Source organism: Streptomyces sp. NPDC107654 (assembly GCF_055639035.1).
Map to the genome: position 1 here is coordinate 255,040 of NZ_JBVKBI010000005.1, position 19,136 is coordinate 274,175.

Sequence of the window (19,136 nt, forward strand, 5' to 3'; positions counted from 1 at the left end):
CCTCACACCCAAGGGAGTTCAGGTGACTGACGAACGGCCCAGCCAGCGCATGCGACACCTTGGCCTCGTCCGACAGGGCGCCGACATCCTCACCGAACCGACCCGTGCCTTCGGTCTGCCAGCCGAGCGCGACGAGGCCGAACGCATCGTGGAGGAGCCGTTCCTGGCCATCGAGCGCATCGGCCAAGTACATCGCTCCGCCAAGGGCATGGGCATCGCCGCCCCGCAGATCGGCATCGCCCGCGCCGCAGCCGATGTCCTGCCGACCGACGACGCCCCCGCCGTCGTCTTACTCAACCCCACATCACCGACCACTCCGAGGAGACGGACGAGCAGTACGAGAGTTGCCTCAGTTTCTTTGACGTCCGCGGACTCGTTCCCCGGCCACTGAAGATCACCGTGGAAGTCAGGCCGTCGAGTCCACCGACCGGGCCGCCCTCATCCCCGGCTCTGGCCACCATCGGCACCTGGCACCCATTGGGCTTGCATTCCACCGGCTTCGGCCCACTGCCCCGGACGTGAGACGTCTCGTGCCGCGTAGCGGGCAGAAGTCCCGGCTTCCAGCGACGATGAAAAAGGGTCTGATGAAGGGTCCGGGTACGCGACAAGAGGAGACCTGTGGTGTCGAACGATCCCATGGCGGCGGTGGTCCAATACGTCGACGCCTTCAACCGCGGTGACGCGAAAGCGATGGCAGCAGCATGCGCTGACCCAATGCAGATACTCGACGGGATGGCTCCGCACGTGTGGCAGGGGCCGACAGCCAGCGAGGACTGGTGGAGGGACGTGCTTACCGAGGGTGAGCGCATAGGGGCTTCGGGGTACCACATCACCCTCAGTGAGCCACGGCATGCCGATGTCACAGGCGCCCATGCCTATGTGGTTGTTTCTACGATCATGACATTCGACCTGCGGGGCGAGCAGCTCACCCAAACCGGCTCGGTGTTCACGGTGGCGCTTCGCAAGGTGGACACAGAGTGGCGGCTCACGGCCTGGGCGTGGGCAAAGGGCGCGTGACCGGCCCGACGTCGGCGACGGCGCGGCAGCAGCCGAGGCGCGGTCGGGCGGAACCAGTCAGCTACCGGTAGGGCGTGCCTCAGGACCTTCGTCGTCGAAGCACTGATCAGCCGTCTCCGCCGGTGGGTCCGCACCGCGCGAGCCGCCCGGCTGAAGTGGCCGGCAGCGTACCCGTCAGCCCGCTCCCGCTCAGCGGGCGCGCCCAGCCGTCCGGTGCCACGCTGGACATGTTCCGACCTGTGGAACGCGGAGGAGCGGACATGGAGATCAAGCCGCAGGCGGTCACCATTCCCAAGGAGACCGACCATCTGGAACAGGGGAAGTACGGCCCCGTCTTCCCGAAGACTCCGGCCTGCTACGGATTCACCGTCATCGCGAAGGTCAAACCGGGCAGGGCCGACGCCGTGCGGGAGTACGGCCACACCCTGGCGAAGGCGCTGGAGGAGGACCCGTACCTTCTCGCGCCGTTGAAGCTGCACTATCTGCGCTGGGTTCTCTTCGACGACGACACGCGCTTCATGTACCAGGGGATCTTCGACACCGACTTCGACAAGTACACCGAAGACGCCGTCGCCCTGTTCACCAAGGCGGGCGTGAGCACCGTGTTCGAGAATCTCGAAGGGTTTCCCGAGGACTGGCGGGCGAACCCCGAGGCGTTCGTGCGCTTCGTACGGGAACACCAGTGCCCGAGCTTCATCGAGTACGGAGAGTATCCGTACGTGACGGCGGACGAGATCAAGAAGGCTCTGCGGATCAAGAGCGCTCTTTCGGAGATGCTCGATCAGATGCAGTGAGGCTGGACGAAAATGAGCGAGGTCAGGACCGCGCGGACGTACAACCAGCGGCACATTCCGCGGAAGTACACCCCTGACGGTCGGCGGGTGAGCGTCTACGTCTCGTGGAGCTATCCGGCAGAAGCCGGTCGCAACGCGGCCGAGCTGGACAACCGGTTCTCCACGATGACCGAGGTCAGGCGGGTGGCCTGGCCCGCGTACGAGGAGCCGAAGTGGTCAGACCCGTACCGGTTCCAGCAGGGCATCGCCGGCTCACTGGAGCTGTTCTTCTGGGCCTGGGTGCCGTTCCAGGACTACGTCGAGGAGGTCACGGGGCATCCCGTCCCGGTGTATCAGCGCATCGACCAGGCGGGCTTCTTCACACCGCTCGACGAGCGGGTGCTCGACGACACGGACGTGCTGTTCGTGTTCGGGCTGGACCACGCGGTGACCGAGCAGGAGGCCCAGCCCGGGGAGATCGACGCCTTGCGGGCGTTCCTCGCCCGGGAGGACGCCTGCCTGGTCCTGGGCCCGCACCACGATGTCGGCGCCTCGGACGACCTGAAGGTCCGGGAGATGGAATACCGCCACCACGGTGATCCCCTGGTGCCCCGGCAGCAGCGGTTCGCCACCTATGTGCGGGACTTGATGAAGGGCCTCGGGGTGCCGGTCATGAACCGGTACGGGCTGCGTCCCGCGACGCGCGAGGGCAACCAGATCGCTCCTCTGTCCACGGTCCGGGACCTGGATGAGAAGGGCTGGCTGGAAGGGGTGACGAACTTCAACTTCCACATGCACCTGCCCCACTACGACGTGACGACGGACGACCCCGACGCCATCCGTGTACTGGCCAGGCAGCCGATCGACATGTCGAGGCCGCATCCGTTCACCGAGGCCGGCAACACGGAGTTCAACATGTTCCTGTGGATGCCGCCCAGCGGTGACCGTGCCGCCGATCTGCTGCTGGCGGACTCGACGATCTTCAGTTCCTTGTTCGGCGGGGACGACAGCCTGCGGAACTTCTGGCGGAACCTCGTCTCCAAGTAGGGCCGGTCCGGCCGGGAGGTCAAACCGTGAGCGTGCACACGGACGTCTCGTTGGAGCTCGACGACATCCAGCGTGGGGTGCTCAGTCCTCGGCCGACGCCTTACGCGGCGACCTACCTGGCCTTCCGTATCGACGACCAGGGTGACGGGCGGGAGTTGATGCGGCGCGCGAGTACGGCGGTGACCTCCGCGGCGGACTCGGTCAGTCCCCTGGGGGAGACCTGGGTGAGTGTGGCCGTCACCTGTCGCGGCCTGGAGGTGCTGGGGGTGCCGCGTGCCTCGCTGGACACCTTCGCGTGGGAGTTCCGGCAGGGGATGGCGGCCCGCGCGAAGGCGCTGGGTGATGTGGGCGCGAGCAGCCCGGAGCACTGGGAAGCGCCGCTGGGCAGCCCCGACGTCCATGTGGTGATCACAGCGGTCGCGCCCGACCCGGCGCACTTGGAAGCGGCCGTCGACCGGGCCCGCCCCGCCTACGACCGGCTCTCCGGCGTGACGGCGATATGGCGGCAGGACTGCTACGCCCTGCCCACCGAGACCGAGCACTTCGGCTATCGCGACGGGGTCAGCCATCCGGCCGTCGAAGGCAGCGGCACACCGGGATCCAACCAGTGGGAAGTGCCTCTGAAGGCCGGTGAGTTCGTCCTGGGCTACCGGGACGAGATCGGCGGCGTCCAGAGCCCGCACCCGAACGTGCTGGGGCGCAACGGCAGTTACGCGGTCTTCCGCAAGCTCCACCAGAACGTCGCCGAGTTCCGCCGCTATCTGAAGGACAACTCCACCGGGCCCCAGGACGAGGAAATGATCGCCGCGAAGATCATGGGACGCTGGCGCAGCGGCGCTCCCCTGGCGCTGGCCCCGGACCACGACGATCCCGCGCTCGGCGCCGACCCGTACCGCCGTAACACCTTCCTGTACGAGAGCGACGATCCCGCGGGGTTCAAGACACCCGGCGGCTGCCACATCCGCCGGGCCAACCCCCGCGACGCCGCGGTGGCCGGAGAGGTGCGACTGCACCGCATGATCCGGCGCGGCACCGTCTACGGCCCGCCGCTGCCCGAGGGGGTACTGGAGGACGACGGAGCCGACCGCGGCCTGATGTTCGCGTTCATCGGCGCGCACCTGGGACGGCAGTTCGAGTTCGTCCAGTCGCAGTGGATGAACGACGGCGTCTTCTTCGGCGCGAACAACGCCCAGGACCCTGTGACCGGATCCCGCGACGGCTCCGCCGACTTCACCATTCCCCGGCGTCCGCTGCGTCGGCGCCTTGCCCCCCTGCCGCGGTTCGTCGTCACCCGGGGAGGCGAGTACTGCTTCCTGCCGAGCCTGACCGCCCTGCGCCGGCTCGGCGACCCGCACGACTGACAGCAGCGCGGCGAGGGGCGCTTCGGCGCCGTCCCCACGCGCTTCGCCGCCCGAGGGGAAGCCGATGGAGACCCTGCACCTGGTACTCAACGCAGTCACCGTCATCTTCATCGCTGCCACCATGTTCGCCGCCGGCCTGGGCGCCACGGTCTCGGCACTGCGCGGGGTCTTCGCCAACATCCCGCTGCTGCTGCTGGCCCTGATCACCAACATGGTGGTCGTCCCGCTGCTCGGCTGGGGCATCGGCGCGATGTGCAGCCTCCCCTCCGCCTCCTTCATCGCGCTCATCCTGGTCGCCTCGTCCCCAGGGGGCCCCTTCGGGGCGAAACTCGCCATGGTGCAGAGCGGTGACGTCGTCGGCGGCGCGGCGATGCAGGTGCTGCTCGCCTCCGTCGGCAGCATCACCTTCGCCCCCACCGTCAACGGCCTCCTGACCGCCGCCGACGTCGGCACCAACGTCTCCCTCGACGTCGGAGCACTGGTGCGGACCGTGGCCCTGCTGCAACTCGTACCGTTCGCCATCGGCCTGCTGATACGCCGCTACGCCGAGCCCACCGCAAGATCGTGGCACCCTCCGGCAGCCGCGGTCTCCAACGTGACGTTTCTGATCGTGCTGGCGGGCATGCTGCTCGGCAACTGGCAAGGCGTCGTCGCGCTCCTCGGCTCCCTCGCCCTCCTCGCCGGGTTCCTGCTCTCGGCCATCGCCTTCGCCGCAGGAACGCTGCTGGCCACGGGCCCGCTCGTGCGACGCACCACCATGGGCGGTGTCACATCGGTGCGCAACGCGGGTCCCGCGCTGGCCGCAATCGGTATCGCCTTCAACGACCAGCCCGCCATCCTCGGAGCGCTCGCCGCCATCCTGCTCAGCGGCCTGGCAGCAGCCCTGCCGATCGCCACGTTTCTCAGCAGCCGACGAAGGGTCCCCACGGCAGCGGAGACGGAGGTGCGGACAGATGGCCGACGATGACGCGCTCACTGAGCCACCGGCCGCCTCTCGGGCAGACCTCTCGCCGGAACGCATCCAGCACACATGAGGCCGGGAAACCGCGTGAACACGCGAGAATTACGGAGGGGTGTTGTCCCAGGCCAGACACCCGCAGTCGACGTTTCCGCAGGTCACAGCCCCGCCCAGAGAAAACTCCTAAAGCGGGTGTCGCAGGTTCGAATCCTGCCGGGGGCACAGACCTAAGTAGCAGGTCAGAGGGGTTAAAGGCCCTCCGTTCTATTCGAACGGAGGGCCTTCCTCATGCGGCAAACCCTCTCCAGCGCTGTTTCAGGCAGTGGCTCGCACGATGAGTGTGCCGATGTGACCCGGCTTCGGAGCGTCGATCACCCGGGCTTCCGCGCTGGTGAAGCCGGCCCGGAGCAGGTGCCGCTCCCACACCGCGGGCTTGTAGCTGTAGCGGTAGGTGAACATCGCCTTCCCGGCAAAGCCGCCCTTGTACATGCCCTGCGGGCCGTAGGCGCCCGGGATAGCCGGCGGCTGGGAGAACGCGAAGGTCCCGCCCGGGGTCAGGCGCTCACGCACGAGGGGGAAGAGACGCGACGGGTCGGTGAACCAGGCCGCGCCGAAGATGGAATACACCGCGTCGTACTGGGCTGGGTCGGCGGCGAGCCAGTCGAGGACCTCCGCCTGCTCGATCCGGACGCCGAGCGGCGCCCACCGCTCTCCGGCCAGCTGCACCATTCGGGGCGACAGGTCCACGCCGGTGGCTTTCACGCCCCGTTGAGAGAGGTAGGCCAGGGCGCGGCCGGTGCCGCAGCCGATCTCCAGGACGGACTCCGGCGAGCCGAGGAGTTCCGGGCCCGGCCCGTGGCCGGCGTACTGCGTCCAGCAGAACGAGGGCTCTGCCTCCGCATCGAACGCGCTCTTGGCGAAGGCGTCCCAGAGTTCAGTCTCGGCGGGGATGTCGTGCGGTACGGGCACTGCTGATCCTCCGGTCGTAGGTACGAGGGAGCCCCCGCCCTCCGGGGTGCGTGAGGGCAGGGGCGACTGTAGTGCGCTCAGTGGCTGTCGGGGACCTTGTCGTCGCACGGCGAGCAGTCCGCGCCGTCGATGGCCCACAGCTCAGCGTCGATCGGCCAGCCCTGGCTCTTGAGGAACTCGCCTGTGCGCAGGCACAGGCCGTCGCGGCGGCGCTCGGTGAACGGGGCGTGGTGCTTGAACCGGCCGCCGTTGCAGAGGCGGCAGATGCCCCACCAGACGGGTGTGTCGAGGATGAGCTGGTGGACGCCGATGTCGACTGGCTTGCCGACGCCGAGGTGCACATCCGGGTTTTCGATGGAGCCCATGACGTCGCCCCCGAGAGGTGCGCGGTGCGCCGCTTCGTCGGCCGCAGCTGACCTCAGCGGACTCCCCAGCCCCTCGTTTCCAGGGTTCGTGGAAGCCCTATGGGAACCGGGGGCACCAGGGAGAAGGCCCCGGACCGATCTTGGTCCGGGGCCTCCCCGTGCCGCTCTCAGGCCCGGCCCTCCCGCACACCCAGGGCTACGCGGAGCGTGGCGAGCAGCTCCTGTTGTCTCGAGACCAGGTAGAAGTGGTCTCCGGGGAACCTCTCCACCCGGAATCCGGCCTGCGTGGCCCTCGACCAGCCGGACATCTCCGTGGCGGTCGCGTACGGGTCGGACGCTGCGCTGAGTGCCAGGACCGGCGTTACCGCGAGTGGTTCCGCCGATGGCGCGTACGCCTCGAACAGGGCGAAATCCGCGCGGATGTAGGGCAGGACCAGATCGCGCAGTTCCAGGTCCTCCAGGGCCAGGGCATCGGTGCCGCCCATCTTCATCACTTCTGCGGCGAGGGCCGCGTCGTCCAGCCCTGCGATGGGTGGTCTGCTGTCGGCGACGTGCGGGGAACGGCACGCCGAGGCGAACAGATGAACGGGGGCCTGACCGATCTCCTCGAGGTGACGAGCCGCCTCATAGGCGACCAGGGCGCCCAGGCTGTGGCCGAACAGGGCCGTCGGGCGCTCGTCCAGCGTGGCGATCGCTTCGCCGACCTCGCGGCCGAGCTGCTCCAGATTCTCGGGGAACGGGTCTCCGAAACGATCGGCCCGACCCGGGTACTGGACACCGACCACCTCGACATCGGGTCCCATGGTCCAGGAGCGGAAGGCCGCGGCGGAGCCGCCCGCGTGCGGGAAGCAGACGAGCCGCATCCGGGCGCCGGGCGTGGGCCGGGGGCAGCGGAACCAGATCTCGGACGAGGTCCGCGGAGCGCGGCGCGTCCTCGGGCCCCCGCCACCTCTTCCCTCTCCGAGTGCAGCACCGCCGATCATCCGTGATCCGACGATCGCGACCTCGGCGCGTTTGCTGTCAGGCATGCATGGCCCTTTCGGTAGAGGGGGTCACGAGGTCGCCGCGTGGGCTGAATTCGTGATCGTCAAGCAGGTGAAGGAATTCCGGCGCGGCCGGCCCCGCCGTTTCCGGTGATCCTGGCGAGTCCTTCCCGGGGAGGTTGTCGGGGTCATTCGTCACCAACCTCCGGTCACCAGTGAGGTTTTACGAGCCGAGGCTCCACTGGACGGTGCACCAGTCCGGGTGGTAGGCCGCGGGCATGAGTCCTTCGAGGCGCCATCCGCCCCCTTGCATGAGGGCAGTGATCGCGGGTGACGCCGGGAGATGCGTGTAGAGCTTCCGGCCCAGGGTTCCGAAGAGCCGGGGGATCTCGTCGAGCATGAAGCCGAACGCCTCGGGGGACTTCGCGCACAGCGGCATGAGCTTCACCGGATCGCCCTTCTTGGGGCCGGCGGCGACGGTTCCCTGGATCGTCCCGGACGAGTCGACCGCCACGTGGATGATTTTGTATTTCTGGTTGAGGTTTCTGCCGGAGCGGCGGTTGTGGCCGTCGAACAGCGCCCGGACCCAGTCGTCGTCCACGCCCTGGAAGGCACTGGGCATCGCATCCAGGATGAGATCGCGCACCGCGGCCGCGTCGCCGTCCTCGAACAGGCGCATGCGCAGGTCGCGCGGTGACTCGCCGCCTGCCGCGACGAGCCCGCGGTAGAGGATCAGCTCGGTCATGCCGGGCTTGTACTGGCTCGGCGACTCCCCGGCGATCCTGAACCCATGGCGCGTGAAGAACGTGATGGCCGGTGTGTTCTCCGCGGCGACCGTGCAGTAGAGCTGCCGAGCGCCCTGCTCCCAGGCGAAAGCCAGGGCGGTGCGGAGGAGCACGCTCCCGTATCCGTCGCGCCGGCGATGGCTCGGTATCAGGATCAGCGGGCTGATCTTGACCGTTCCCTGCCGTTTGACCGCGAGGTGCAGGACGCCCAGTCGCTGCGCCTGCGGCGAGCCGTCCGACCAGAGGATGAAGGTTCGCTGCGCCACCGAGAAATGGCCGTAGCCGTCGGTCCCCGCGGCGAGATGAGCGTCGAGGACCCTGTCCGCGTGGGCCTCGTGGTCTCCGTCGTAGAAGGGGTCGAGGCTTGACGTGAAGATGCTTCTCAGGAATGCGCGGTCGTCTTCGGTCGCGAACGCCACGACCGGACCCGATGGGCGTTGTGCCGCTTCATCGCTGGATTTGTCGTTCGTGAGAATCGTCATCAAACATCAGCCTTGTCTGGTGGGTAATGCAAGACGCATTCGAGTGATCTCCGTGACGCGTGACCAGTGCGTCAGGCGGGTTGTTCGCCGGGCCGGGTCACGAGGTGACGGCGCTCGCCGAAGCAGGCCAGGAGTGCGGCCGGGGACCCGGCCACCGCGGCCGGCGTGGGCACCCCGCCGACCCCGGTGCCGTACAGAGAGATCTCGGGTCTCGCCAAGAGACGGCCGTGGTGGGAGGCCTTCATGGCGCGTCCTCCGTCACCAGTTCGAAGGCGTCCAAGACCTCGTGCATCCGGTCTTCCACGATCTGACGGGACGGCCCGATGATCTGCACGTACCCGGCGGAGGCGTGGGAGGCCCGCTGATCCGGCAGGTCGTCGCCGCACGCGACGTTCATCCGGCCGCGCACCACCCCGGGCATGGCGAGCAGCGTCTCCAGGGGCGTGACCTTGACGACGCGACCGGGCTTGTAGGGGAGCAACAGGTCTCCGGCACAGCGCGGCGCCGAGTACTCCAGCGAGGGGACGCGGCCCAGGTAGGTGTCGAGCGTCGCGGCCATCATGTCGAAGTTCCGGGCGAACCCGTGGTTGGAGGGGAGCTCGCAGCCGGCGAGCCTGGCTCCCACCTCGCTCATGTGGATGCCGCCGTCGTCCGACCGGAAGAACTCCATGTGCAGGTAGCCGTGGTCGATGCGCATACCGTCGACGATGCGCTGCACCAGTTTCCGGAGCAGTTCCCGCTCGTCGACGCCCAGTTCGTCGTCGACGCCGAGGCTGATGGAGCCGTTGATGCCGCCGTGGACGGTCTCCAGCAGTGCGCACGGCGTCCACGAGACGTAGGTGTCGAGGACCCGGCCTTGAGCGACGAGGGCGCACAACTGGTACTCGCGTCCGGTGAGGAACTCCTCCACCATCCACCGCCGTGCGGGAGACAGCGGAAGGAGCTCCGCGAGATCGTGCTCGTCGTCGAGTTTGTAGGTGTCGATGGATGACCAGCCGTCGACCGGCTTGAGGATGAGCGGCCATCCGTGCGCGGCGGCGAAGCGGAGGACGTCGTCGCCGTCCGCGACCTCGGCGAACTCCACGCAGGGGATGCCGATTTCCCGGAACCGCCGCTTCATCGCCGTTTTGTCCCGGACCCAGGCGACCTGCTCGGCGTCGAGGTGCGGCAGGCCGACGAGGCCGGCGAACCGCTGGGAGATCTCCTGAAGGGGCTCCTGCGGGTTGCAGAAGTGGGCCGGTCGTGCCGGGAGACCCTCCACCCAGGCGAGGAAGCGTTCGGCCTCCCGCCGGATGTCGGTGTCGGCGGCGATGGTGAAGGCGGGGATGTCCGCCGTGCGCAGGAGGTGGTCGGCGGGCAGTGAGGAGAGGTGCTCCTCGAATCTCAAGAGCACGAGGTCGAGATCGTCCCGGCTCAGGACGTGATCGGTGAAGGTGCCGGGCCGGCCGTCGACGAGCAGGAGACAGGGACGCATGACTTCTCTCCGGAGAGGACGGAGCGGACGAGGTCGCTGAGGCGGATCTGTTCTTCGGACGAGTACGCGGGCGAGACCGGGATGCTGGACGTTCGGGCCGGCAGGTCCCTGGTCCGGGCGCATCCGTCATGGGAGTTCGCGCATGAGTCGCCCCTCGGCGAGGTCCCGGGGACGCCGTGGGAGCGGAGCGGCTCGCGGTCTTCGAGGACTGGGTGGACGGGAGGACGTACCGATCGAGCGTGGGTGTCGGAGTGGGTCTTCTTGCAGGTGGTGGAGGCGGCGGAGTCGTCTGGCCTTTCGCGGTGCGAGCTCCCTGCCCGGCGGATCGCCCAGGGCGTCCTGCGGGATCGCGTGGTCGCGTTCGAAGCCGGCGCTGATCTCTTCCGGTCGTCGCGGCTGCCGTGGCCGGATGACGCGGAGCGCCTCACCGGCCCCGGGCTTCTCGCCGCAGGAGGAGTTCCGCTGCCGCGTCGGGTACGTCCCCGGTCACCGCTGCGGGCCGTGGTCGTGGTGGCCGTGCATGGTCTTCACGTCCGCGTTCTCACGGACGTGCACCGGCCCGCCCTGTCCGGAAGTGAGCGGGTCGGCGTGGTGAAGCCGTAGGGAGGCGTGGACTCTTTGGTGCCGGCCGTGGCTCCGTCCGGGTGGGCTGCGCCCATGGCCTGGGCGCAGTCCTCGACGACGAAGCGGACATGGGGAACGCGGACGGCCCTGCCGTCGCGAGGGACGACGAGACCACGGGAGGACACCGCCCTTGCGGTCGCGACGAGGGCCGTCGCCGGGAGGTGGGGCCGGTCTGCCCCCGCCGGCCTCGTCGCGGGCGGCACCGGACGCCGAGCCCGCGCCGCGTCGCCCACGACGAGCACGTGCCGTGCGCCCGGCAGCCGACGGAACCCCTCCCCGGCCTTGGCCGCGAGGCTCTCCGTGACAGGGCCGTACCGGGAGAGCGCGTCGTCGTCGATGGCCGCACGCCCTTCAGGCAGCTCCCGTCGAGACGGACAGCCGGCCCCATGGCGGACACACCGCATGTCCGTCCCCGCTCGCCGCACGGATCCCCTACGTCAGCCGATCACTCGGCAGGAGGCTGAACGGCGCAGGCCGCGCGAGGCGCGAAGGTTCCTTGTCACCGTGAGCTTCTTGAGCCAGCGGTCACGGCCGTCGTACCTCGCGCGGAACGGACGCCGGCCGTGCACCGCGGTGAAGTTGTCGACGTAGACGATGTCGCCCGGCTCCAGAACGACGTCGTACTCGGAGAGCATGAGCTTCTCGCAGATCTCCTTGAGCGCCTCCTCGGCCTCGGGGTCGGTCCCGAAGGTCGACATGTAGAAAGGGTCGAGCCGCAGGTAGGGCTCATCGGGGTGACCGAAGAGGACGGCCACGGGCTCCGGGTTGTCCCGCAGTTTCTGGATCTCGGAGAGTCCGAAATGGGTCCCGTCGTCGACGACCTGCCCCAGATGCTCGGTGTCGGGATAGATCACGTAACGGGGCTCGGAGAGGACCTTCCTGGCGTCTTCGCTGAGCTCGATGTCCCGGACCGAGGCGACCGTCGTGGGCACCCGGTCGAGGTTGCGGATGCAGAGCAGACCGACGTAGTCGCACCGGTGGGGGTGGAACGCGTCCTCGGTGTGCCACCCGAGCAGGACGTCGCTGCTGTGGCCGCTCTGCTCCTGCTCGACACCCGGCAGGGGCAGGACGTTCTGGATCAGACTGCCGTTCTGGAGGGTCGACCAACCGTAGACCTCGCCGAGGCACATACCGGTGAGCGCGAGGAAGAGTTCCTCCCTTCGCAGCGAGTCGGCATCGGCCCAGCTCGCCGGGGTCGGCTCGATCGCGTCCGGGTCCAGGCGGAAGCCCCGGATCGTGAACGCGCTACCGGTCTCCGCGTTGCGGAAGGCGCTCAGCGCCTCGCGCAGACCCGCGGGGACGCCGGCCAGATACCGCCACGCGAGGTCGTACAGCTCACCGGACCTCGGGTCGTGCCCCGCTCGCACGATGTCGTGGATGACGGCGTCGAGCGCGTCGTTGTCCTCTTCGCTCAGCACATAGGTCACGGGCGTCTTGGGGGGCATGCGTGTATCCGCCTCTCTCATTTAACGGCTTTGACGGCGACCATCGAGTCGGCCCACCAGTAGGTGCAGTCGCTCGGCGGCGCGAGATCGCGCACCACCTCCACCGAGAACGAGGAGAAGTGCCTGAGCAGGCTGCGCTGGTGGGAGCGTCCGACGGTGTCGATCTCGTTGGTGTAGTAGGAGAAGACGCCTCCGGGCCGAAGGTGGGCGGCGGCCGCCTCGAAGAAGTTCTCCGCGTAGTTGGTGCTGTGCACGACCGTGTCGCGGTACTCGCGCTCGTTGGTCGGATAGGTGTCGAAGAAGATGGCGTCGAACTGTCCGAGCTGGTCGATCACGTCGTCCCAGAAACCGCGCACCAGCCGGATGTCGCGGTCCGGGTAGCCGTCGCGCCACCGTTCGAACGCGGCGATGACGTCTTCGTTCGGCTCGATGACCGTGTGGGAGGCTGCTCCGAACTCCTGGATGTAGGTGGCCGAGATTCCCATGCCGAAGCCGACCTCCAGCACGTGCCCTCGGCTCTCGGTGACGTGTGCCGCCATCGCCCGCATGAGCGGGCGCTCCCAGTCCTGCATGACCTCCTGGCCCTCGATGACCAGCTGCGAGGGCGTGTACTGCGCCCCGCTCCGGTCCCAGGACCCGTTGATGGCAGGTCGGTCGACGCCGCGTATCTGCGACGCGACGAGCCGGTCCAGGTGCTCCAGATCCGCCTGGAACTCACTGAGGGAACGTTCCAGCATCCAGGTGCGACGGTGACCGATCGGTGTTCCGAGGAAGGTGGGATCGCTGACCGAGACCGTCACGTCGAACGCTTGGGAACGCGTCTTGAAGACCTCCTTGTCGTCGGGACGGGCAGAGTCGCGCCGTACGAGGTCCTCGACGAGCCCGGCGAGGTCCGACAGACGGCTGTGTTCCATGAGTTGGCGCAGCGGAACCCGGACTCCGAACACCGCGCCGATGCGCGCGCTGAGACGTGAGATCTTCAGCGAGTCGCCACCGAGGTCGAAGAAGTCGTCTCCCCCGGTGGCCGGGGCGGTGCCCAGCAGCGACTCCCAGATTCCCGCGAGCTCGGCCTCGGTGCGGGAGAGGGACCGGGCCCCCTCCGGGTCGGCGATGATGCGCCCGGCAGCGGGCAGTGCCGCCCGGTCGACCTTGCCCCCCGGCGTGAACGGCAGCGCGTCGAGCGTGGCCCACTTCACCGGGACCATGTGGTCGGGGAGCCGCTTCCTGAGGTCCTCGGCGAGCGCCCGCGCATCCACGTCTCCCACGACGTAGGCCGCGATCGCGACCTCGTCGCGGTCCTCCTCGGCCTGGGCGTGGGCCGCGCGGACGCCCGGATGAGTGCGCAGGGCGTGCTCCACCTCGCCGAGCTCGACCCGGAAACCACGGATCTTGACCTGGCCGTCCCGCCTGCCGTGGAACTCGAGGACGCCGTCTGCCCGCCTGCGGACCATGTCGCCGGTCCGGTACATGCGTGTACCGGGCTCACCCGCGAACGGGTCGTGCAGGAAGCGGGCGGCGGTCTCCTCGGCGCGGTTCAGATAGCCGGCGGCGACTCGCGGCCCGGAGATGAACAGTTCCCCGACCACACCGTCCCCGACGGGGTGCAGCTCTTCGTCAAGCACATGGACACGGGTTCCGGGGAGCGGTGACCCGATCGGGACCGGCGCTGACGGGTTCCTCCCCTCGGCCATCGCCGGAGTGACCGGGTACACCGTGGCGGTGATCGTGCCCTCGGTGGGCCCGTAGCAGCAGATGACATCCGCCGGGACGTCCTTGGAGAACCACTCCTGGAGGTCCCCGTAGCGGATGACGTCATTGCCGATGTTCAGCAGCCGCAGGGTACGCAGCCGCGGATCGCGGCGTTCGACATGGGGGAGCGTCTCGCGGAGGTAGGCCGGGGAGATGTCAGCCACCGTGACGCCCAGCTCCGCGATCTTGCCGGGGATCTCCTGCGGCATCCAGAAAGCGGCGTCGGGCAGGACGAGCGTGGCTCCGCTGAGGACCGCGAGGCCGATCTGCTCCAGTGACACGTCGAAGACCGGGCCTGCCAGCATCAGGATGCGGTCGACCGAGCTGCAGCCGTAGACGTCCTGGACCCTCGTCAGGTGGTGGAGGAACGCCTCGTGGCTCACCATCACGCCTTTCGGCGTACCGGTCGAGCCCGACGTGTGGATGATGTAGGCGAGACCGCGTGTGTCGGGTGCCGCCGCGAACGCCGACAGCCGTTCGATGCTCAGGCCCCCGCCGATGAGAACGTGGGCCTGTGCGGCTTCGACGATCGACTGCCTGCGCGCGGCCGGCTGGTCCGGATCGATCGGGACGTGGATCCCGCCGGCCCGGAAGACCGCCAGGAGCGCCACGAAGTGGTCGATCGAGCGCGGGATCTCCACCGCGACCCGCGCTCCCTGCGCGACGCCCAGGTCTCGCAGACGGATCGCGAGCTGCGTCGCCCGTTCGTTGAGCTCGGCGTAGGTCAGCACGGCGTCGCCGTGCTGGATGGCCGGCGCGTCGGGGGTGAGCAGGGCGTGGTTCGCCAGGTGGTCGGCGAGGGTCCTGGGGACCGGCTGCCCCGGGCCGTCCAGGGTTGGTGCGCCACGTCGATCAGCGTCTGCCGTCGTCGGGCGCTCTACGTGTGCATGAAGGGCTGACAATCGAGACCCTCCTCCGTATCTCCTGAGGTCCAGCGGCAGCGGTCGAGTCCTGCCACGGTTCCGCTTCAGCCGAAAGGAGTCCCGGCCCGCATGGCTGGAAGATCCTCGGCGCTGAGACGATGTTGCTTCAGTTGCCAAAACGATGTCAACACTTGACAACCTCTCTTGCCGTCGATGTGCCCGGGTGGCAACTTGTCGTCGATGCCGACGAAGGCCCCGCGCCGGCGCCGTCCGGCCCAGGCCACGGGTGGCGCCGGCGCGGCCGGTTCACCTGCTCCTGGCCGAACGGGGCGCACGACCGGCGCACCACCGGCGGTCGTGTCGTACGAGACCTCCGCGCGGCGTGCGGGCAGCGGCTCCTCGGCCCGCGGCCGGAGGGACGGGAAGCGGATGTCACCGCCGCACGCAGTGGGAGGCGGTCTCCGCCGGGCAGCGGCGGCCTGGTGCGACTCGGCCGGCCGCATGGCCATGCCCTCCGCGTCGATCGGCATCGGGATCGTCTCGCGGGGCCGGCCCGACGTGACAGCACCTCGGCCGGATCCCGGCGCGGGTGGCAAGGTCAGATCACCCCGGCAAGGGGCCCCCGGCCGGGGGGCGCGCTGCGGGCGTGAAGACGAGGCTTCCTCACGGCGCGTGGCCTACAGTAGGGGGGCACAGGCCCCAGCACGACTGCCGTGCCAGTAGTTTCCAGCAATTTGCCAAAACTGGCAATGATGTAGCGAGTTCTGAGTGATCTGACACAGTCGCCCTGCACGTACGTGCATCGATCTGACGAGTGGAACGTGGAATCTCTGAAGCAGCCCGACTTCGGCCGTCGCCTCAAGCGGCTGAGAACCGAGCGACACCTGTCGCAGGCGGCCCTCGCCGGTGAAGGCATCTCGCCGGGTTACCTCTCCCGCCTGGAATCAGGCGCCAGGCCGCCCACCGCGCAGGTGGTCGCCTACATCGCCCAGCGGCTGAACATCACCGTGGAGGAGCTCTCCGGAGAGCCGCACGACGTCAGTTCGCTGGCCCGGGCTCTTCTCTCCGCGACCTCCGCGGGGTCGGATGCGGCAGTGGAGGCACTGGCGGAACAGGGGGCCCTCGATCCCGAGGAGGATCCGCTGCTGCGCGCCCAGGCGCTGTGGCTGCTGGCCGATGTGTCAGGGCGGACCGGACGCCGAGAAGAGGAACAGGACTATCTGGAACGCCTCGTCTCGCTCAGTGACGATCTGGGGCTCCATGACCTGAGGTCCCGGGTCCGGTCCCGGCTGGGCCGCTCCCTCCGGGCGACGGGAGCGATGCGTCGGGCGAGGGAGATCGCGACAGGGGCCTTGGAGATCGCTCGCGGAACGCCGCTGGACGCGCCCGAGATCGCCGGCGCCCTGATCACGATGATCTCCATCGAGGCCGAGGACGGGCAGCTCACCGCTGCCCTGTCCTACGCCGACGAATTGCGCGACCTCGTCCCGGACGACAGGCCCGACCTGCGGGTCGAAGCCCTGTGGGCGTCGGCGACCGTCCGGGTCCGGCTGGGCGACTACACGACCGCGGAGCGGCACCTGGAGGAAGTGCTGCAGCTGCTCACCACGCACCACGACGCCAACCTCTGGCTCCGCGCCAGGCTCGCGACCGCCTCCCTGTTCCTGCAGCTGTCCCCGCCCAACACGGAGATGGCCCGCCGTCGGCTCACCGAGGTGTCCCACGCGGTCGAGATCACCGGAAGCCCCCTGCACCGCCAGGAGATGGAGCTGCTCTTCGCCTACCTGGCCTACCACGAAGGCCGGCTGGCCGAGGCCAGGGCGGGCTACCAGGCCCTGCAGGACTCCACACTGCTGCTCACGTACCGTGACAAAGCACGCCTGGCGGCGCTCGACGGTCTGCTCCTCATCGGTGAGGGGAAGACCGCCGAAGGGACGGAGACTCTCGAGCGAGTGGCGTCGAGCGCCCGTGACGAGGGCAGCCTGGATCTCGCCGCCGACATCTGGCGCCTCTTGGCGAAGGCGCTGGCAGGACTCCGATAGGTCGGGATGGAGCCTGCCGGGAGGTGCCGGCTCCGGGGGCGGTGCGGGGCGGGTGCCATGTTGTGCACAGGCCGGTCCAGCATCGCCGTCACCTGCCCGTGGGGAGGCACGGACCAGCTCTACGCCGCCGATCCCCCGAAAGCGCCCCACTCGGCGGTGCCGTCGATCGCGCCGGCCCGCTGTGGGCCGCCCCGCCGGCTGCCGCCCGGCGCGCCGAACACGCAGATCCAGGCCCGTCCGCCGGGCCGGCATCCGGGCGGCTCTCCGCCACACCCGTGGGCCGGGGCCCGTCCGTGGTGGTGCCTTCGCCAGGGCCTCGTCCGCCGCCCGGCGTCGCGCGCCGGGTTCTTCGAAGAGCGCGGCTGCGAGGTCCTTCTCGTCGAGCCACTCCTCGCCCGGCGGTGCGACCAGTGCGGCGAGCCCGTCGGGCAGGGTGCCGGGGTTCAGCAGGATGCCGCGCGCGTGGGGGCCGGGCGGCGCACACCCGCGTACACCGTGGCCGCGCGTCCCGCAGAGGCGACGAGGTCCGGGCGGCCCCCCGGTCCACACCGGGACGGTCGCGGGCGAGGGGTCGGTGAGGAACCGCTCGACGGCCGCCGTGCAGGTGGCCGGGCCGTCCACCGTCAGGAACGGGGAGGAGGCGGGGACCGCCGTCCCGTCGGCGTCGGCGTGGAGCGCGGACCGCGTCAGCGGGTGACCTTCTCGGGGATCATCAGGGGCTCCCGGAGGCCGGGGGCGGCCTGCTTCTCCGAGGCCCAGGCCAGGGTCTCGGCCAGTGTGCGCCAGATCTCGGAGGCCAGGTGGACGTTGGAGGCGTTCTGCGCCTCCTGGGCGAGTTCCTCGATACGGCGGACGCCGGCTTCGCGGTCGCCCTCGAGGATGCGGATCTGGTGGGCGAGGACCTCGAGCCGGATCCGGTCCCGGAAGGTCAGTTGCGGCAGGGCGTCCGTGAGCTGTTCGCACAGTCTCTTGGCCTGCGCCACGTCCCGTTGGTGGAAGGCGAGATGAGCCTTGATGACGAGAAGCTCCTGGCGGTGCAGCGGACCTCCGAAGAGCCCCAGGGCACGTTCGGCCTCGGACAACCACTGCTGGGCCTCGGTCACCCGGCGCGGAATCATCTGCAGGTACAGGGACGCGGCGGCCAGCCGCAGCCGCAGCATCAGGTCGTCGTAGGTGGGAAGTTCGGACAGGGCCCGCTGCAACAGCTGGGCGGCGCCCGGGTAGTCGCCCTGGCGGATGCGTACGTTGGCGGCCGACCACAGGGCCTCGGCGCGCAGCACGGGCGGCAGGACGTCGAGCGGTTCCAGCAGTTGGTCGGCCAGCCGGCGCGCCTCCGTGATCAGGCCCGACTCCGCCTCGACCGAGACGAGCACCAGTTGGGCACGGATGGTGTCCGCCACGGGGACGGCCCCGTTGCCGGCGGTACCGAGGGCGGCCTGGGCGACGGCGCGGGCCTCGTCGATGTCACCGACGGCACGCAGGCAACGGGCGAGGAGGGTACGGGAGCGCACCTGGAGGGTGGGCACCTCCAGGCGATCGCTGAGCCCGGTGAGTTCGCGTGCCGCGGCGAGTTCCTCCTGGCGCTTGCCCTGCTTGGCGTGCAGCTGGGCCAGCTTCCACAGGGACAGCCAGCGCAGGGAGAGGTCCTGGCCGCTCTCCGCCTGGACGGCCTCGCCGAGCAGGCGGATGGCGTCGTCGGTGTCGTCCGAGGAACTGGCGGAGGCGAGGGCCTGGCCCAGCAACGAGGTGCGGGTGCCCTGGAAGACGGACGCGGGCACGCCCAGCCGCCGGGTGAGGTGGTCGAGCACCTTGGCGGTCGGGCGCCGGGCCCCGGACTCCAGGCGTGACAGATACGCGGTGGACATGCCTCCCTCGGCAACATCGGCCTGGGACAGGCCCCGCTCCTGCCGGAGGGTCTTCAATAGCTGTCCGAACTCGGGTTGTTCGAGCACTTAGCCATCCCTGCCATCCCTGAGCCTGTCGGTCCCCGTCAACGGAACCATCTTCAGTACGGGACACAGGCTTGTCAACTATTGGCAACCCCGGTCCGTGCGGTGGAGCGGCAACCCGGCAAACCGGGCCGGTCACCGGGGCTGCCGGACTGGGCAAGTCCCGCCCTGACACCGGTACCGCCCGGTGGGGCACGCCGCACGGGGTTGCCGGGTACGGGCGGGGACGCAGAGCGGTCCGGTCACGGCG

The 19,136-nt window shown here is 69.3% G+C and carries 15 protein-coding genes and 2 pseudogenes; 8 read left to right on the forward strand and 9 right to left on the reverse strand.

The annotated features are described in order from the left end of the window. The first annotated feature begins 22 nt into the window (after nucleotides 1-22). From ACZ7N4_RS11780 to ACZ7N4_RS11810, 7 genes and pseudogenes are all read left to right on the forward strand, one after another. Nucleotides 23-391 carry a hypothetical protein gene (locus ACZ7N4_RS11780; RefSeq protein WP_471356724.1) on the forward strand — a complete coding sequence of 123 codons (369 nt, stop codon included), beginning with the start codon at nucleotides 23-25 and terminating at the stop codon, nucleotides 389-391. Next, nucleotides 304-522, forward strand: coding sequence for a peptide deformylase (locus ACZ7N4_RS11785; RefSeq protein WP_471357145.1), 219 nt, complete (start codon nucleotides 304-306; stop codon nucleotides 520-522). The genes ACZ7N4_RS11780 and ACZ7N4_RS11785 overlap by 88 nt, the downstream gene beginning before the upstream one ends. A 99-nt stretch (nucleotides 523-621) precedes the next feature. Further along, complete coding sequence (locus tag ACZ7N4_RS11790) at nucleotides 622-1,017, forward strand: nuclear transport factor 2 family protein (protein WP_471356727.1); 396 nt, start codon at nucleotides 622-624, stop codon at nucleotides 1,015-1,017. A 260-nt stretch (nucleotides 1,018-1,277) separates the two neighbouring features. Next, nucleotides 1,278-1,811, forward strand: a complete 534-nt coding sequence (locus ACZ7N4_RS11795) for a hypothetical protein (protein WP_471356730.1) — start codon at nucleotides 1,278-1,280, stop codon at nucleotides 1,809-1,811. Nucleotides 1,812-1,823: 12 nt separating this feature from the next. Continuing rightward, nucleotides 1,824-2,837, forward strand: a complete 1,014-nt coding sequence (locus ACZ7N4_RS11800) for a hypothetical protein (protein ID WP_471356732.1) — start codon at nucleotides 1,824-1,826, stop codon at nucleotides 2,835-2,837. Nucleotides 2,838-2,863: 26 nt separating this feature from the next. Then, complete coding sequence (locus ACZ7N4_RS11805) at nucleotides 2,864-4,198, forward strand: Dyp-type peroxidase (protein ID WP_471356735.1); 1,335 nt, start codon at nucleotides 2,864-2,866, stop codon at nucleotides 4,196-4,198. 58 nt (nucleotides 4,199-4,256) lie between these two features. Then, nucleotides 4,257-5,165 (forward strand): annotated as a pseudogene (locus tag ACZ7N4_RS11810) (bile acid:sodium symporter family protein); the annotation flags it as partial. Between the two features lie 306 nt (nucleotides 5,166-5,471). Here ACZ7N4_RS11810 and ACZ7N4_RS11815 read toward each other — a convergent pair. The 8 genes and pseudogenes from ACZ7N4_RS11815 to ACZ7N4_RS11850 form a co-directional block, all read right to left on the reverse strand. Continuing rightward, complete coding sequence (locus ACZ7N4_RS11815) at nucleotides 5,472-6,125, reverse strand: class I SAM-dependent methyltransferase (RefSeq protein WP_471356738.1); 654 nt, start codon at nucleotides 6,123-6,125, stop codon at nucleotides 5,472-5,474. A gap of 77 nt (nucleotides 6,126-6,202) precedes the next feature. Then, nucleotides 6,203-6,505: pseudogene (locus ACZ7N4_RS11820) on the reverse strand (glycine-rich domain-containing protein); the annotation flags it as partial. Between the two features lie 152 nt (nucleotides 6,506-6,657). Further along, nucleotides 6,658-7,518: a thioesterase II family protein gene (locus ACZ7N4_RS11825; RefSeq protein WP_471356740.1), complete on the reverse strand. Its 861-nt coding sequence runs from the start codon at nucleotides 7,516-7,518 to the stop codon at nucleotides 6,658-6,660. Nucleotides 7,519-7,696: 178 nt separating this feature from the next. Next, nucleotides 7,697-8,740 carry a GNAT family N-acetyltransferase gene (locus tag ACZ7N4_RS11830; RefSeq protein WP_471356743.1) on the reverse strand — a complete coding sequence of 348 codons (1,044 nt, stop codon included), beginning with the start codon at nucleotides 8,738-8,740 and terminating at the stop codon, nucleotides 7,697-7,699. Nucleotides 8,741-8,811: 71 nt separating this feature from the next. Beyond that, nucleotides 8,812-8,985, reverse strand: a complete 174-nt coding sequence (locus ACZ7N4_RS11835) for a hypothetical protein (RefSeq protein ID WP_471356746.1) — start codon at nucleotides 8,983-8,985, stop codon at nucleotides 8,812-8,814. Then, entirely contained in the window at nucleotides 8,982-10,214 is a 1,233-nt protein-coding gene (locus tag ACZ7N4_RS11840; protein ID WP_471356748.1) for an ATP-grasp domain-containing protein, read from the reverse strand. Before ACZ7N4_RS11840 ends, ACZ7N4_RS11835 begins: the two co-directional genes overlap by 4 nt. Before the next feature lie 1,061 nt (nucleotides 10,215-11,275). Then, nucleotides 11,276-12,283: a guanitoxin biosynthesis L-enduracididine beta-hydroxylase GntD gene (gene gntD, locus ACZ7N4_RS11845; protein WP_471356751.1), complete on the reverse strand. Its 1,008-nt coding sequence runs from the start codon at nucleotides 12,281-12,283 to the stop codon at nucleotides 11,276-11,278. Nucleotides 12,284-12,300: 17 nt separating this feature from the next. Continuing rightward, a complete protein-coding gene (locus ACZ7N4_RS11850; RefSeq protein ID WP_471356753.1) occupies nucleotides 12,301-14,934 on the reverse strand; it encodes an amino acid adenylation domain-containing protein in 2,634 nt (877 codons plus the stop codon). Nucleotides 14,935-15,716: 782 nt separating this feature from the next. On the opposite strand from ACZ7N4_RS11850, the gene ACZ7N4_RS11855 reads away from it, so the two are divergent. Continuing rightward, a complete protein-coding gene (locus ACZ7N4_RS11855) occupies nucleotides 15,717-16,937 on the forward strand; it encodes a helix-turn-helix domain-containing protein (RefSeq protein ID WP_471356755.1) in 1,221 nt (406 codons plus the stop codon). Nucleotides 16,938-17,623: 686 nt separating this feature from the next. Here ACZ7N4_RS11855 and ACZ7N4_RS11860 read toward each other — a convergent pair. Next, nucleotides 17,624-18,889 carry a helix-turn-helix domain-containing protein gene (locus ACZ7N4_RS11860; RefSeq protein ID WP_471356758.1) on the reverse strand — a complete coding sequence of 422 codons (1,266 nt, stop codon included), beginning with the start codon at nucleotides 18,887-18,889 and terminating at the stop codon, nucleotides 17,624-17,626. Nucleotides 18,890-19,136: the final 247 nt, after the last annotated feature.

What these genes read in the sequence shown, in the direction of transcription:
- ACZ7N4_RS11825 (WP_471356740.1), bottom strand. Translation starts at nt 7,518, where the DNA reads ATGCCTGACAGCAAACGCGCCGAGGTCGCGATCGTCGGATCACGGATG.
- ACZ7N4_RS11830 (WP_471356743.1), bottom strand. Translation starts at nt 8,740, where the DNA reads ATGACGATTCTCACGAACGACAAATCCAGCGATGAAGCGGCACAACGC.
- ACZ7N4_RS11795 (WP_471356730.1), top strand. Translation starts at nt 1,278, where the DNA reads ATGGAGATCAAGCCGCAGGCGGTCACCATTCCCAAGGAGACCGACCAT.
- ACZ7N4_RS11840 (WP_471356748.1), bottom strand. Translation starts at nt 10,214, where the DNA reads ATGCGTCCCTGTCTCCTGCTCGTCGACGGCCGGCCCGGCACCTTCACC.
- ACZ7N4_RS11835 (WP_471356746.1), bottom strand. Translation starts at nt 8,985, where the DNA reads ATGAAGGCCTCCCACCACGGCCGTCTCTTGGCGAGACCCGAGATCTCT.
- gntD (WP_471356751.1), bottom strand. Translation starts at nt 12,283, where the DNA reads ATGCCCCCCAAGACGCCCGTGACCTATGTGCTGAGCGAAGAGGACAAC.
- ACZ7N4_RS11800 (WP_471356732.1), top strand. Translation starts at nt 1,824, where the DNA reads ATGAGCGAGGTCAGGACCGCGCGGACGTACAACCAGCGGCACATTCCG.